Source organism: Mucilaginibacter conchicola (genome assembly GCF_003432115.1).
Classification (GTDB): Bacteria; Bacteroidota; Bacteroidia; order Sphingobacteriales; family Sphingobacteriaceae; genus Mucilaginibacter; species Mucilaginibacter conchicola.
Window position 1 is genome coordinate 760943 of sequence record NZ_QWDC01000001.1, and the last position, 15313, is coordinate 776255.

General features: G+C 43.0%; 15 protein-coding genes. 12 read left to right on the forward strand and 3 right to left on the reverse strand.

What is annotated here, in order from left to right; all coding sequences use genetic code 11:
- The first annotated feature begins 248 nt into the window (after positions 1-248).
- From spt to D0C36_RS03305, 11 genes are all read left to right on the forward strand, one after another.
- On the forward strand, positions 249-1457 hold the full coding sequence (gene spt / locus D0C36_RS03255) for a serine palmitoyltransferase (RefSeq protein WP_117390138.1): 1209 nt from the start codon (positions 249-251) through the stop codon (positions 1455-1457).
- Positions 1458-1537: 80 nt separating this feature from the next.
- Positions 1538-2656 carry a hypothetical protein gene (locus D0C36_RS03260; protein WP_117390139.1) on the forward strand — a complete coding sequence of 373 codons (1119 nt, stop codon included), beginning with the start codon at positions 1538-1540 and terminating at the stop codon, positions 2654-2656.
- A gap of 261 nt (positions 2657-2917) precedes the next feature.
- Positions 2918-4246 (forward strand): inositol-3-phosphate synthase, encoded by a 1329-nt coding sequence (locus D0C36_RS03265; protein WP_117390140.1) that lies wholly within the window; start codon positions 2918-2920, stop codon positions 4244-4246.
- A 273-nt stretch (positions 4247-4519) separates the two neighbouring features.
- Positions 4520-4894, forward strand: a complete 375-nt coding sequence (locus D0C36_RS03270) for a GtrA family protein (protein ID WP_117390141.1) — start codon at positions 4520-4522, stop codon at positions 4892-4894.
- Between the two features lie 95 nt (positions 4895-4989).
- The gene (locus D0C36_RS03275; protein ID WP_233524391.1) at positions 4990-7458 is read left to right on the forward strand and encodes a DUF5686 and carboxypeptidase-like regulatory domain-containing protein; all 2469 of its coding nucleotides are present in this window, start codon (positions 4990-4992) and stop codon (positions 7456-7458) included.
- Positions 7459-7500: 42 nt separating this feature from the next.
- Positions 7501-8214 (forward strand): CDP-alcohol phosphatidyltransferase family protein, encoded by a 714-nt coding sequence (locus D0C36_RS03280; protein WP_117390143.1) that lies wholly within the window; start codon positions 7501-7503, stop codon positions 8212-8214.
- Positions 8211-8816, forward strand: a complete 606-nt coding sequence (locus D0C36_RS03285) for a DUF4833 domain-containing protein (RefSeq protein ID WP_117390144.1) — start codon at positions 8211-8213, stop codon at positions 8814-8816. Before D0C36_RS03280 ends, D0C36_RS03285 begins: the two co-directional genes overlap by 4 nt.
- A 5-nt stretch (positions 8817-8821) precedes the next feature.
- Positions 8822-9451: a sterol desaturase family protein gene (locus tag D0C36_RS03290; RefSeq protein WP_233524392.1), complete on the forward strand. Its 630-nt coding sequence runs from the start codon at positions 8822-8824 to the stop codon at positions 9449-9451.
- Positions 9444-10382, forward strand: coding sequence for a phosphatase PAP2 family protein (locus D0C36_RS03295; RefSeq protein ID WP_117390145.1), 939 nt, complete (start codon positions 9444-9446; stop codon positions 10380-10382). The genes D0C36_RS03290 and D0C36_RS03295 overlap by 8 nt, the downstream gene beginning before the upstream one ends.
- A 209-nt stretch (positions 10383-10591) precedes the next feature.
- Complete coding sequence (locus D0C36_RS03300; RefSeq protein WP_117390146.1) at positions 10592-11359, forward strand: hypothetical protein; 768 nt, start codon at positions 10592-10594, stop codon at positions 11357-11359.
- Positions 11360-11428: 69 nt separating this feature from the next.
- Entirely contained in the window at positions 11429-11983 is a 555-nt protein-coding gene (locus tag D0C36_RS03305; protein ID WP_117390147.1) for a CAP domain-containing protein, read from the forward strand.
- Positions 11984-12035: 52 nt separating this feature from the next.
- Here D0C36_RS03305 and D0C36_RS03310 read toward each other — a convergent pair whose 3' ends face one another.
- The 3 genes from D0C36_RS03310 to D0C36_RS03320 are packed head-to-tail and all read right to left on the reverse strand — an operon-like array spanning position 12036 to position 13857.
- Positions 12036-12314, reverse strand: a complete 279-nt coding sequence (locus D0C36_RS03310; RefSeq protein ID WP_117390148.1) for a DUF1456 family protein — start codon at positions 12312-12314, stop codon at positions 12036-12038.
- Between the two features lie 17 nt (positions 12315-12331).
- Complete coding sequence (locus D0C36_RS03315; protein WP_117390149.1) at positions 12332-13024, reverse strand: pseudouridine synthase; 693 nt, start codon at positions 13022-13024, stop codon at positions 12332-12334.
- A complete protein-coding gene (locus D0C36_RS03320) occupies positions 13024-13857 on the reverse strand; it encodes an MBL fold metallo-hydrolase (protein ID WP_117390150.1) in 834 nt (277 codons plus the stop codon). Before D0C36_RS03320 ends, D0C36_RS03315 begins: the two co-directional genes overlap by 1 nt.
- 291 nt (positions 13858-14148) lie before the next feature.
- Here D0C36_RS03320 and D0C36_RS03325 point away from each other — a divergent pair, with 291 nt between their 5' ends.
- Positions 14149-15291, forward strand: a complete 1143-nt coding sequence (locus D0C36_RS03325; RefSeq protein WP_117390151.1) for a putative sensor domain DACNV-containing protein — start codon at positions 14149-14151, stop codon at positions 15289-15291.
- Positions 15292-15313 lie beyond the last annotated feature (22 nt).

Below are 15313 nucleotides of genomic sequence, written 5' to 3' on the forward strand. Positions count from 1 at the left end.
GACCTAATAAAAAATAGGCAACAGAAATTTTACCTTTTTAGGAGATTATGATGATAATTGGCACGATTTTTCAACTTTTTACAACATTTTGAAAAATAGTGGTGGCGAATAAATAAAAATTTTAATTAATTTGCCTGATGAAATTGTGTTAAGTCTGTATTAACAGTATGTATAAAAAATTACATTGATAATGCATGACATGAACAGATTCATGGTATTTTTACAAAAAATTTAAGCAGTGTTTATAAATGGTTAAAAAACTACACGAGAAGATCGCCCAGTTCCAGGATGCAAATATGATCAGGGCACAGGGACTGTATCCTTTTTTCAGGCCTATCGAGTCGGGTCAGGATACAGAAGTAATGATCAATGGTCACCGTGTTTTAATGTTTGGTTCTAATTCGTATTTGGGTTTAACCAATCATCCTAAAATAAAAGAAGCCACTAAAAAAGCTATTGATAAATACGGCTCCGGCTGTGCAGGTTCACGTTTTTTGAATGGTACGCTCGATATCCATATTGAATTAGAGAACCGCCTTGCCCAATACGTAGGTAAAGAAGCTGCTGTATTGTTCAGCACTGGTTTCCAGGTTAACCTGGGGGTGTTATCTTGCATCACCGGCAGAAATGATTATTTAATATTAGACGAGTACGACCACGCCTCTATTATTGATGGCACACGTTTGTCGTTCTCAAAAACCATCAAATACGGCCACAATGATATGGCCGATCTTGAGCGTAAACTAAGCATCCTGCCAGAAGAAGCTGTTAAAGTTATCGTGGTTGATGGTATCTTCAGCATGGAAGGTGATATTGTTAAATTACCTGAAATTGTTGAGTTAGCTGATAAATACGGCGCTAACATTATGGTTGACGATGCGCACAGCTTAGGCGTTATTGGCCACAATGGTGCCGGTACAGCATCGCACTTTGGTTTAACCGATAAGGTTGACCTTATTATGAGTACTTTCAGTAAATCATTAGCGTCATTAGGTGGTTTTATAGCTGCTGACAATGACACTATCGACTATATAAAACATCGCGCACGCTCATTAATGTTCAGCGCGAGCATGACACCAGGTTCTGTTGCCAGCGTTATTGCTGCATTAGATATCATCGAAAGCGAACCTGAGCGTATCCAAAAGCTTTGGGATAATACTAATTACGCCATGAAGCTTTTAACCGAAGAAGGTTTTGATATCGGTGCTACCGAAAGCCCTATCCTGCCTATCTATATCCGCGATAATGCAAAAACCTTCCAGGTTACCAATTATCTGCAAAAAGCAGGTGTGTTTGTTAACCCGGTAGTATCGCCGGCCGTTCCGTCAGATTCATCGTTGTTGCGTTTCTCATTAATGGCAACACACACCTTTGAGCAGATAGACGAAGCCGTTGGAAAACTGGTAGAGGCATTTAAAGCCGTTGGTGTAACTGCAATGAAAGAGAAAATCCAATAAGAACATAAATTATTATACGGAGCGCCAGTTTTTTTAAACTGGCGTTGCTGTTTAACCCCTTACCCACCCACAACCCACAAATGAAAACAATTATCCCGGTAGAGTCGAAAAAGCAACTTGGCGCTTTTATCGATTTTCCGCATGAGCTTCACAAGAACGACAGTAACTACGTACCGGAATTATTTATTGCCCAGCGCGACCTGCTTACAACGCACCCGTTTCATAAGCACTCATCGCTGCAAACCTTCCTGGCTTATGACGGCGATAAAATTGTGGGGCGTATAGCTGCCATTTACAACACCAACCACAACAGCTTCAACAACGTTAACGAAGGTTTCTTTGGTTTCTTTGATGTAATAAACGACCAGGAAGTTGCCAACCTGTTGTTGGATACCGCTACTAAGTGGGTGAAAGAAAAAGGCGCTACTAACCTTGTTGGCCCTGTTAACCCGTCAACCAACGAAGTAGCAGGTTTACTGGTAAAAGGTTTTAACAGTTCGCCAATGGTGATGATGCCGTACAACCCGGAGTATTACATCACCCTGTTAGAGAACTACGGCTTTGCAAAACAAACAGACCTGCTGGCCTGGCACTGGGATGGCGGCAACTACAACGATAAATCGTTACAGATGCTGGATAAATTGCAGGAGCGTTTAAAACGCAACAGCAACATTACCATCCGTAAAATAAACATGAAGAACTTTAAGCAGGAAGCCGATACCCTGCGCGATGTTTACAATAGCGCATGGGATAAAAACCTTGGTTTCTTCCCGATGACCAACGAGGAATTTGACTACACTGCCAAAGACCTTAAGATGATACTCGACCCTGATTTTGCTTTACTGGCCGAGCAGGATGGTAAAATTGTTGGTTTTGGTGTGGCTATACCTGATATTAACCCTATCCTTAAAACCATCAAAAAAGGACGCCTGCTGCCAACCGGCTTATTCAAATTACTTTTCAGTAAAAAGAAGATCAAAGGTATCCGCATTATGCTTTTAGGTGTAATTGATGGTTACCGTAAGCTGGGTATCGAGGCTTGTTTGTATGGCTCTATCATTAAAGCATACAGGGCCAAAGGGTTACAGTATGCTGAAGCCAGCTGGACACTGGAGAACAACGATATGGTAAACCGTGCTATAGAAGCCATTGGCGGCGATCAGTACAAAACTTACCGCATCTACCAAAAAGCTATTTAAATTACCTTTTTTCATCTGCCTGTAATCTTTATAACTTTTGTAAATATTACCACTTGAATTTTGGTTATTTGCCGAGTGTTTGACCCAAACCCCTATAGAGTCAAACACACATTTAACAACGATAGTAAAGGCGATCTGTATTTGCAGATCGCTCCACTATATAACAAGTAATGAAAAACTGATGTACTATTATCCGGCACTGCCCCCTATAGCAGGGCCGCAAGTAAAAGCTACATTGCCTTTTAAAACAAACAATAAATAATGAAAATTAACATTAAACCTGCTGAAGGGAAATTAGGTATTCTGATCCCCGGTTTAGGTGCAGTAGCTACTACTTTAATTGCCGGTGTTGAGGCTGTAAAAAAAGGTATCGCCCAACCGGTTGGTTCTTTAACACAAATGGGAAGCATCCGTTTAGGTAAACGTACCGAAAACCGCAACCCAAAGATCAAAGATTTTGTTCCGTTGGCTAACCTTAACGATATTGTTTTTGGTGGCTGGGACGTGTACGAAGATAACGTGTACGAAGCTGCAGTTAATGCTGCTGTATTAGAGCGTGGCCTGATAGAACAAGTGAAAGATGGCTTGGAGAAAATCAAACCAATGAAAGCCGCTTTTGATAAAAACTACGCTAAAAACCTTGACGGTACCCACGTAAAAACCGGTACCCGTTACGAGCTTGCACAGCAGGTGATGGAAGATATCCAAAACTTCCAGAAAGAAAACGGTCTTGACCGCGTTGTTTTAGTATGGTGTGGTTCAACCGAGGTTTACTTCGAAGGTTCTGAGATCCACGAAACTCTTGCGGCTTTTGAGCAAGCATTAAAAGATGATGATAAGCGTATCGCTCCAAGCATGATCTACGCTTACGCAGCTTTAAAATTAGGCGTACCATTTGCTAACGGCGCCCCTAACTTAACAGTTGATATCCCTGCTATGATAGAGTTGGCTAAAGAAACCAACACCCCTATTGCAGGTAAAGACTTTAAAACCGGCCAAACTTTAATGAAAACCATCCTGGCACCAGGCCTTGCTGCCCGTTCATTGGGTGTACATGGCTGGTTCTCAACCAACATTTTGGGTAACCGCGATGGTTTGGTACTGGACGATCCGGATAACTTTAAAACTAAAGAGGTTTCTAAACTGGGTGTATTAGAAGATATTCTTAAACCGGAAGAAAACCCTGAGTTATACGGTGAGATCTTCCACAAGATCCGTATCAACTACTACCCGCCACATGGTGATAACAAAGAGAGCTGGGATAACATCGACATTTTTGGCTGGTTAGGCTACAAAATGCAGATCAAGATCAACTTCCTTTGCCGCGACTCTATCCTTGCTGCACCTATCGCTTTAGACTTGGCTATTTTCTGCGATATGGCTAAACGCGCAAACATGAGCGGTATTCAGGAGTGGTTATCATTCTACCTTAAATCGCCGCAAACTGCGCCGGGCTTACAGGCAGAGAATGATATCTTTAAACAACTGATCAAGTTAGAGAACACGCTTCGTTACCTGATGGGCGAAGATTTGATCACTCACTTGGGTTTAGATTATTATGATGATGTGTTTGCCGGCCAGCAAGCATAACCAAACAAATATTTAAATTAATAAAACGGGATGTTTCCTTACGGGAAATGTCCCGTTTTTATTTTGGGCTTATTTTGCGATATTCGCCCAAGCCAAAGACAATTAGCTTATTCCCCTGTTTTTCGCGGCGCCAGGGCAATAATCGGGTATATTTTTCGTAGATTGTAACAGTTACATTACAATTGCGTCTACGAAGTGGGACAGCTATGGTAAGGGCGCAAAACGGATATTCATTTAAATCAAAAATGAATTTAAACCGTTGATTAACAAGTAATGGCAACATTTGTAAAAGCACAGGCCTCATCGTTAGCGGCATCGGTAGTAGATTTTGGGCTAACCATTTTCTTAAAAGAAGTGGTAGGCGTTTGGTATGTTGCTGCAAGTTTTATAGGTACAATAAGCGGTGGCGTAACTAATTTTATGCTGGGCCGTAAATGGGTTTTCAGGAAAAAGAAAGAAAAAAAGATACCCGCGCAGGCTGCTAAATACATACTGGTATGGTGCGGCAACCTGGCGTTAAACACAGGCGGTGTATTCCTGGTAACGCACTATTTAAAGTTAGATTACAAGATATCAAAGGTGGTGGTATCGCTTTTGGTAGGCATATTTTATAATTACTTTCTTCAAAAGAAGTTTGTATTTGCATAATTTTAAATTTATAAATGATTTTTAGCGACACGTATAAGCATCTATTACTTATACTTTTTTTATTTACAAGCATTTGTGCATCAGCACAAAACACAGTGGTAACCGGTACGGTAACCGATGCCACTAATAAACAGCCTTTACCTTTTGTAAGTATTGCTTTTACCCGCACCACTGTGGGTACCAATACCGATAACAACGGTAAGTATGCTTTAAGCACTTCGCAGGCTGTTACCGAGCTAAAGATCAGCTACCTGGGTTATAAAGAAACCTATATTAAGGTACAACAGGGCAAAGAACAGGTTATAAATGTTAAGCTTATGCCTACCTCGCAAAGCTTAAGCGAAGTTACCGTTCAAACAAAAAAACGCCCCAAGTACGACAATGAAAACCCTGCTGTGAAACTCATACGCCAGGTTATTGCCAACAAACCCAAAAATCGCCCCGAAGCATACAACTACGTAGAGTACAAAGAGTACGATAAAATGCAGTTCTCGCTCAGCAACATCTCTGAGAAAACCAAAAACCGCAAGATCTTCAGAAAATATAAATTCATTTTCGAGAATAAGGACAGCACCACTTACGCAGGTAAAACACTGCTGCCTATTTACATGAAAGAACGCCTTACCCAGGTATTTTACCGTAAAAATCCCGAGGTTACCCGCAACCGGATACTGGGCGAAAAATCTGTCGATTTTGGGCCGGGTTTTGATACCGAGGGTATTGGCCAATACTTTCAACACTTGTACGCTAAAGTAGATATCTATGATAATGACGTATTGCTGTTGGGCCGCCAGTTCCTGAGCCCGATATCAGACAACGCCCCTACTTTTTACAAATATTTTATTACCGATACCATCACGTTAGAAACGGGTAAAAAGCTTGTTCAACTAAGTTTTACGCCGCGTAACACCAACAACATTTTGTTTGAGGGCGATATATTCATCACTCTTGATGGCAACTATGCTGTGCAAAAAGCCGCCCTCATTGTAAACGGCAACATCAATGTGAACTTTGTGCGCAGCATGAATATTGATCAGGACTTTGAATTAAGTCCGGATGGGCGCTACCACATGAGCCGCAGCAACACTTTTGCCGATTTTGGTATTACAGCCAAACGCAAGAGCGGACTCTTCGGTTCGCGAACAATAGTGCGGCGCGATTTCACCATCAATAAACCAAGGCCCGATACTACTTACCAAACCCCGCCCGAGGTTGAAGACGAAGAACTGCGTAACCGCCCCGATAGTTTCTGGGTACAGGCGCGTTATGATACGCTAACCACTGCCGAGTCAAAAGTTTACAAAAACATTGATAGCCTGGTACACATGCCATCGTTTAAACGGACGGCTAATTTGATCAACTTACTGTTTGCCGGCTTCAAAAACTTTGGCAAATTTGAGATAGGCCCGGCAAGTACCTTCTACAGCTTTAACCCTGTTGAGGGTTTACGCCTGCGCGTAGGCGGGCGTACCACTGCTGATTTCAGTAAGAAAATCTTCTTTGAAGGATATACCGCTTATGGTTTTAAAGATGAAAAGTGGAAATATTTCTTTGCCACTACTTACTCATTAAACGGCAAGAGTATCTATCGTTTCCCGCAGCACTACATCAGGGCCAGTTTCCAGCGCGATACCAAGATACCGGGCCAGGAGCTGCAGTTTATCTCAGAGGATAACGTATTGCTATCATTTAAACGTGGCCGTAATGATAAATACTATTATAACGACCAATACCGCCTGGAGTATGTTAGCGAATACGCCAACCACTTCTCGTACAAAATTGGTTTACGCAATTTGATCCAAACGCCGGCAGGCAGTTTGGTACCTTTCATCAATACAGCAGGTACGCAAACATTTGATAAGCTTACCACATCAGAAGCTACAATTGGTTTCAGATATGCACCAAATGAGCAATACTACCAGGGTAAATTGTTCCGTACACCTATCATCAACCAATACCCAAAACTATCGTTAGAATATACTGCAGGTTTAAAAGTATTGGATGGCCAGTATCAATACCACAAGATCGATTTCCGCGGAGAGAAGCGCTTCTATCTCGCGCCATTCGGTTTTTCTGACGTGATACTGGAAGGTTCAAGAACATTTGGCCAGGTGCCTTACCCACTGCTGAACATCTCTCGTGGTAACCAAACCTTTGCTTACGTTATTGATCAATATAACTTAATGAACTTTTTAGAGTTTGTGAGCGATAAATCGGCAAGTATCATTATCGACCATCACTTTGGCGGTTTCTTCTTTAATAAGATCCCATTGTTTAAAAAACTAAAATGGCGAGAAACAGCCTCGTTCAAATCACTTTGGGGTGGCTTAAGTGCCGAGAATACACCAGCACTACACCCTAACCTTTACCGTTTCCCGGCTGATGAAAACGGCGTGCCTATTACCTATGCATTACAAGGCAACAGGCCTTATACCGAAGTAAGTGTGGGCGTTGAAAACATTTTTAAGTTTGTTAGGTTGGACTATGTTAGGCGATTAACATACCTGGAAAACCCTGATGTTGCTAAGTGGGGGATCCGTGTGAAAATCAAATTTGACTTTTAATCAATAATAGTTAATTTAGGTTTATCTACTTTTACCGTCGAAATGGCACAACAAACTTCCATCCGCACCAGCGTGCAATTAGGGATATACAAAGTTATAGATCCTTTTGTTAAGTTATTGATAAAGTTAGGTTTAACTCCTAATGCGGTTACCTCTATCGGTTTTGTGTTAAACGTAGGCGTTGCTGCCATTTTCATCATAGGTTCTGAGCACGGCAACCGTGGCGACCTTAGCTATATTGGCTGGGCTGGTGGCCTTATCCTTTTTGCAGGTTTATTTGATATGTTAGATGGCCAGGTTGCCCGTTTGGGTAACATGAAATCAGTTTTCGGTGCGCTTTATGATTCTGTTCTGGATCGTTACAGCGAATTGATCATGTTCCTGGGTATTTGTTACTACCTGGTTGCGCACCACTACTTCTTAAGCTCAATATTTGCATTTATAGCGCTTATCGGTTCAATGATGGTAAGCTATGTACGTGCCCGTGCCGAAGGCCTGGGTGTTGAAACCAAAGGCGGCTTAATGCAACGCCCCGAGCGTGTTATCACTATCGGTGTATTTGCTATTGCCTGTGGCATCAGTTCATCATACATAGGCGGCGATTACAAATTGTTTATTCCCGGTATCAAATACCACGTTTTCGAAACCATGTCTATCTTCACTTTCCCTATCGCGATACTGGCTGTTTTAACCAACCTTACCGCTTTCGGCAGGTTAATGGATGCAAAAAAGGCATTGTCTGAAACCGAAGAATGATCAAAAACTTACTAAAGCTTTTTCTTTCTTTCACAATCTTATTCGCCGGTTTTAGGGCCGGAGCCAACGGTATTGCTCTACGCGACACGCTAATGGCCGATACTATCCCGGAACGTGTTGCTGCAGATGGCAGGGCATTCCCTACGCCGCCGGATAACCCCTATCGCCTTTTTTATCTGCAACGAACACCCAACATCAACGCACTTTGCTATGATGTAAATATTGATAAAAAAACCGGACTGCCAGACGAAGACTCGCCCGTACACGTTTATTGGTTACAATATGCCAAACATAACGGCGAACCCGAGGAGCTAAATTTTATACAACGTAGATTTGCGTACGGCTATTCGTCTACTGCATTGGGGAATGGCAAGTATGATATCAGATTGGTGTCATACAAAAAAATTCCGTTTACTTTGATGAAGGGTGCCGACGGAAAATATCATATCTTCGCAGTTGTTTCTAAAAAAACGATACAGCTGAAAAGTATTTTTATTCAGATCAATGGTGGGTCTATGTGGTCGCCAAATGTTATTTTTGTAGAAATGAAGGGTACTGATCCTGCAAGTGGCAAAGAGGTGACCGAACGTTTTAAACCCTGATTATTATGGCTAAGAAAAATTTTGTTTCCAACTCAACCGAGTCGGTAAGGATGTTTAAAAGCAACTTCCTGGAGAGCTTGTCAAAAGTGCACTACTTTGTGCCGCTTATCATATTTGTACCGGTTATTCTGGCTTGCAGCTATTTTGCTTATGATAGAAACATCGGCATACTCAACTATATCTGGTTGTTTTTGGCCGGACTGTTTGTTTGGACGCTTACCGAATATATTATGCACCGCTTTGTGTTCCACTTTGTGCCAAAAGCAAAATGGGCTTTGCGCCTGCACTTCATTTTCCACGGCGTGCACCATGATTACCCAAGCGATGCCATGCGTTTGGTAATGCCGCCATCAGCAAGCATTCCGCTGGCTACAGGCTTTTATTTCCTGTTTAATGCCATGTTGCCTGCCAACTATATTTTTGGCTTTTTCCCGGGCTTTATTTTAGGTTACCTGGTTTATGACATATCGCACTACGCTATACACCACTTTAACTTTAAAGGCGCTTTCTGGAAAAAGATCAAACAACACCACATGCTGCACCACTACCAGGACCCTACCAAAGGTTATGGTGTAAGCTCACCACTGTGGGATAAAGTTTTCAGTTCAGATTTCATTAAAAAGCAGGATGACTAATGTTTCGGGCAATGAGGTCCGTATCAACGCTAAAAGTGTAAGCATTGTTACGGGTTTATCTCTTGCGTACCTGGTTCTGTCGTATTTTATGGTTGGCTTTAAAACCGACCAATTGGTTCTGTTAGGCATTTTTAACGTTCTGTTTTATGCCTCTGTTATAACGCGCAAATTTATTTTAGGCTTTACCATTTTTATTGTCTACTGGATAATATTTGATTACATGAAAGCCTTTCCCAACTACAACTACAATGATGTAGCTATTGGCAGCTTATATGGCGCCGAGAAGAGCATCTTTGGAATAAACGTAAACGGCACCATCCTTACCCCTAACGAGTACCTGCGCCTGCGAAGCACCGATATTGTAGATGCCATTACAGGTTTCTTTTACCTTTGCTGGATCCCCGTTCCGCTGGGTTTTGCTGCATACCTTTTCTTTAAAAACAAACGCCAGTTTTTATATTTCTCATTAACTTTTGTACTGGTTAACCTGCTTGGCTTTGTTGTTTATTATACTTACCCTGCCGCACCACCCTGGTATGTTCAGTTTCATGGCTTTAACTTCCACCCGCTAACACAGGGCAATACCGCTGGTTTGGCAAGGTTTGATAAATTGTTCAATATTACCTTGTTCAAGTCCATCTACGAGAAAGGTTCAAACGTATTTGCAGCAATGCCATCGTTACACTCATCTTATCCTGTAATCGTATTATATTACGGTATCAAGAATCGTTTGGGTTTGATAAATATCTTCTTTGGCCTGGTAACTGTTGGTATATGGTTTACGGCAGTTTATGCCAGCCACCACTATGTGCTTGACGTTTTGGCAGGCATACTTACCGCAACATTGGGTATTGCACTCTTCAATTGGTTACTGCGTACCTCAAAAAAACTACAAAACTTCCTTTCGGGTTACGAGGCTGTTATTAGATAACACTGTACAGAAAAAACTACTATATAGTTTATTAACGCAGGTTATTAACAGTTGTGCAATACCTTTATATAATTATAAATACTTATTAATCAATGAGATTAGGTATTTCTGTTTGTTTATTGTAATTTGCATGCCCCCGCCAACATAAATCTATCATCGGGGCACGTGTTTTGAATAAGTAATTGTGTGCTTATTTGGCCCTTTACCAGATGAAGAAAATATTACTACTTATTTGCCTGTTTGCCGCTGCTACAATTGTGCACGCGAGTGATGATACGTTGGACAGCCTTAAACAAAAGCTCCAAAACACTAAAAACGATACACTTAAAGGTGCTATCTGTACCCAAATTGCGGGCGAGTATCTTAAATTTGATACAATAATTAACCGTAACGTTCGCAACTATTATCAAACAGAGGCCATTCACTGGTCGTTAACGGCATTGCAGAATTATTCTTATTACGAAGACACCCTTGGCATGCGCCGCAGCTTTGATGACCTTGCCAAAGTTTACGTAGCCCAGCACAAATACAGCCAGGCCAAATGGTTCCTGTTACAATCAACCAATATTTCGCGCAAACGCAAGGATGTTCGGTCCACCATTGTTTCATTAGTGAGCCTGGCCAATGTAAAAATGGCCAATAAAGAAACTAAACTGGCTTTACGTGATATGAACGAAGCGCTTAACCTTGCTACCAAATACAAACTGACAAGATCAGAAGTGCTGGTTCAGCAAAATTACATGTACTTCTACAACCGCCTTGATGATACCGAAAAAGGTGATATTGCCGCCAAACGCGTGACCGAGTTAAACGAGCAGATCAGGAAAGCAGATGAGGCCCGTGCACTTGCTGCAGCTATGCCTAAAGATTCTATCGCTGTTAAAAAGCCCGATTCTATCAAGAAGAAAAAGGTATATACTGATAAAAAGAGCTCTAAACCGGTTGCTATCACTGCTAAAAAATTCGCTTCATTATAATTGCGCTATCCTTTCCTATAATCAGATACGCTTTTAAACTTCCTATCGTTTAAAGTGTCAATAACTGATATGAAGAAATACCTTTTAGGGATATTGTTTTGTGCCTGTATCACGGCTCTCAGCTCATTTATATGGCAGGGTAATGATTATGCATCATTCAAAAACGACTTTTTAACCCTCATCAATAAAAAGCGGGCTACCGGTTGCAACTGCGGCAACAAATGGTACCCGCCTGCACCGCCCCTTGTTTGGAACAACCAGTTGGAAGATGCGGCCATCGGCCACGCCAAAGATATGGCAGGCAAAAACTATTTTAGCCATGACAGTAAGGACGGGCGCAGCATGAGCACTCGCATAGTGCAGGCCGGCTATGAATTTAAAGGATGGAAAAGTTTTACTACCGGCGAGAACATTGCTTTTGGACAGCAAACTATTGAGGAAGTGCAGGCAGGCTGGTTTAAAAGCGAAGGCCATTGCAGGAATTTGATGAACCCTGCTTTTAAGGAAGTTGGCGTAGCAGAGAAAAACCACTTCTGGGTGCAGGATTTTGGCGGTCGCGTAGCCTTTAGCCCCGAGCAGCAGCAAATGATAAAAGAAGGCAAGTTTAAGTTAATACAACATTGAGTCAAGTCAAGAGTCTGAAGTATTAAGTCATAAGTCCCGAAAGGAGTTTGTCCTACTCTTCCGATTTTTCAATTTTGACTTCTGACTTTTGACTTTTGACTTCATTCTTCGCCGGCATTGGCCCGCGCAGGTGTATAACCAAACCGTTAAGGAAATTGCGCAATAACTGGTCTTTACATTTCACAAAGTTGGGATGATCTTCGGCACGAAAGATGGCACTCAGCTCCGTTTTAGTGGTACGGAAGTTTACCAAGGCCAGTATGTTGATGATATCCTCATCGCGAAGCTTTAACGCAACGCGCAGTTTTTTCATGATCTCGTTATTGCTCATGTTACAAATATACGCTATTAAAATTCATCATTTGTCCAACCCATCAGTTGCATTACCTCTTTAAATTCGGGCTGCAATTGCGCACTGATAACTACATCTTCTTTACTTACAGGGTGGATAAAGCGTAACTCTTTTGCGTGCAATAACATGGTTTCCATCTCCCACTTCTCCTTAAACATCTTGTTTTGCTTGTTACAGCCATGCGTACGGTCGCCGATGATAGGGTGAAAAACATGGGCTAAGTGCTTGCGCAACTGGTGCATGCGACCGGTCTCAGGTTCGGCCAAAACAAGCGAATATCTTGAGGTGGGATGCTTGCCCAAAGCAACATCCAACTCTGCACGTTTGAGTGTTCTGTATCGCGTCAGCGCGTCCTGCAGCGTGCCATTTTCTTTACGGAGTGCGTAATCTATCGTTTCCTCATCGGGCGTAAAGCCACGCACAATGGCCAGGTATTTCTTTTTAACAAGATTCTCCATAAAAGCCCGCTGCATGGCTATCTCGGTTTCTTTATCCAACGCAAAAAGCAGCACACCGGCGGTTTTACGATCGATACGATGCGCAGGATTAACCTTTTGGCCGATCTGATCGCGCAGGATCTGGATGGCAAATTCGGAAACATCGGCAGCTATAGATGAACGATGTACCAGTAAGCCATGCGGCTTATTGATGGCGATGAGGTGCTCGTCGCGGTAAATGATCTCCAGCATTAACTTAGGGCAAATTGAAATTGGCCGGTAACCTGGTTAAGCGTATGGCTCTCGCCAGGCGCAAGAGGTTGCGGATCTATCACAAAAACCTCGCTCTCAAAAAATCGCGAAGCAACACTAACGTGGGTGCTACCGGCATGGGGTGTAAACATTTGCAGGGCCAGCTCAGGGTCGTTATTATCTTTGGATAAGTGGGCAAGCAAAACGTGGCTCATATAAGCGGGCTTATGCTCAATAAACATATCCAGCGCCTGTTTATTTGATAAGTGGCCTTTACCGCCGCTAATGCGTTTTTTGAGAAAATAAGGGTATCTGCCATTTGCCAGCATTTGCTCGTCGTAGTTAGCCTCTAAAAACGCGGCATGGCATTGGGCAAAGTGGCGAATAAGGTGTTCGCAGGGTACACCGATATCTGTAAACACACCTATGCGCGTTTCGCCATTGGTGATCATAAAACTGTGCGGCTCCACGGCATCGTGGTGCTTAGGGAAAGGCATTACTTCCAACTCCCCTATTTTAACAGACTCATACGAACGCAGGCTAAAGCAAAGCTCGCGCGGCACCTCGCCGCAATGATGAACCGTGCCATCAGTAACATAAACCGGCAACTGGTACTTTTTAGCCAGCACAGGTAAACCGCGAATATGATCGGTATGTTCGTGAGAAATAAAAATGGCTTTTACTTTTTGGATGGATAGACCCAGGCGAAGCATTCGCTTCTCGATTTCGCGGCAAGATATTCCGACATCAACCAATACCGCTTCATGTTCGTTACCAACATAATAGCAGTTGCCGTTACTCCCCGAATTCAATGACGCTATATACACCGGCATAAGCTGCAAGTTAAAAATTTGCCGGCAAATACTAAAAGTTTTAGTTGAGGGATTTTTCAACACTAAATACTCCCCCGTTTGTCATTTCGAACGAGCGACAGCGAGGAGAAATCTTCTGCGAGCGATTGTTATAGCGTAGAAGATTTCTCGGCGCTCCATTCCACGCTTCCACCCTTCTGCTCGCTCGAAATGACATCTTGAAAAACAGAACTATCAAAACAATATCACTTTAAAAACATTAAGAGCAACAGCCGCAGATATTGGTTATTATTGTATTGAAAAATTATACCTATGCTGTCAGAACCCACATACATACCGGCCCGCATTGTTGCGTCGGAAATTGAAGCGCATTTCAGAAAGCACCAACTGGCTGCCCGGAATGATACTGACAGCGCCGTAGCCTCTGCTCCGGACCATACCATCATTGAGGCGGTAATTGATGTGGCTTTTTGGGCCAGCATGCGCCGCGAGGAAGGGCATTCGCCAAATATATCGATGGCGTTACTGCAGCCTTATCAATCTGATAAACCTTTGATATTTGGTGAAAAACTACGTTTAACACCACAGAATCTCATTAAACTGGCCCCTGCAGTTGAGCAGCCCGGTATCCATTTAGGCGTATGGCTTGATGGTGACGATTTGTTTATTTGGGGAACCACCCACAGCGTACCGGCAGTTTGCTTTGTGTTGGAAGTGATTGAGCCGGGCCTTTTGGTGATCAAACACCGACGAGTAGATGGCTTTGGTAAATATGTGAACGTCGCGGTATTACAAGGCGACCAGATAAAAGTGATCGACGAGGACAGTATGGGCATTGCCGACTGCCCGCAACTGATCAAATCACTTGAAGCCATGCCGCTGCCCGCTTACATGGGCGAATCGTTCAACGTATTGGTGCAATTAGCTGCATCCATGCGGCAGCATAAACGCGGTGGCTTAGTATTCATCGTCCCTCAGGGGACGGAGCAATGGCGGGAATCCATTGTGCAGCCTGTTAAGTATCCGGTAGTACCTGCCTACACTGCTATTAATGACCTGATGCGGACCAAATGCGATGCATCAGATAAACTAGAGTGGCGCGAATCGTTACTGGAAGCGATAGACCTCATCGGCGGTTTTACAGCCGTAGATGGCGCTACCATCATCACTGATAAATATGACCTTTTAGCTTTTGGGGCGAAAGCAGCGAGGGCAGAGCATAGCCAGCCTGTAGGCGAGATCATCATGACAGAGCCCGTAGCAGATGGCCGGGCACGACGCGTGCACCCTGCCCAAAACGGTGGCAGCAGGCACCTGGCAGCTGCACAATTTGTAAGCGACCAGCATGATGCTATTGCATTGGTAGCCTCGCAGGACGGGCAATTTACGGTATTTGCATGGTCGCCGCAGGTGGGTCTGGTACACGCGCACAGGATAGATTCGTTATTATTGTAGTATATTTCATATCTCACTGTAA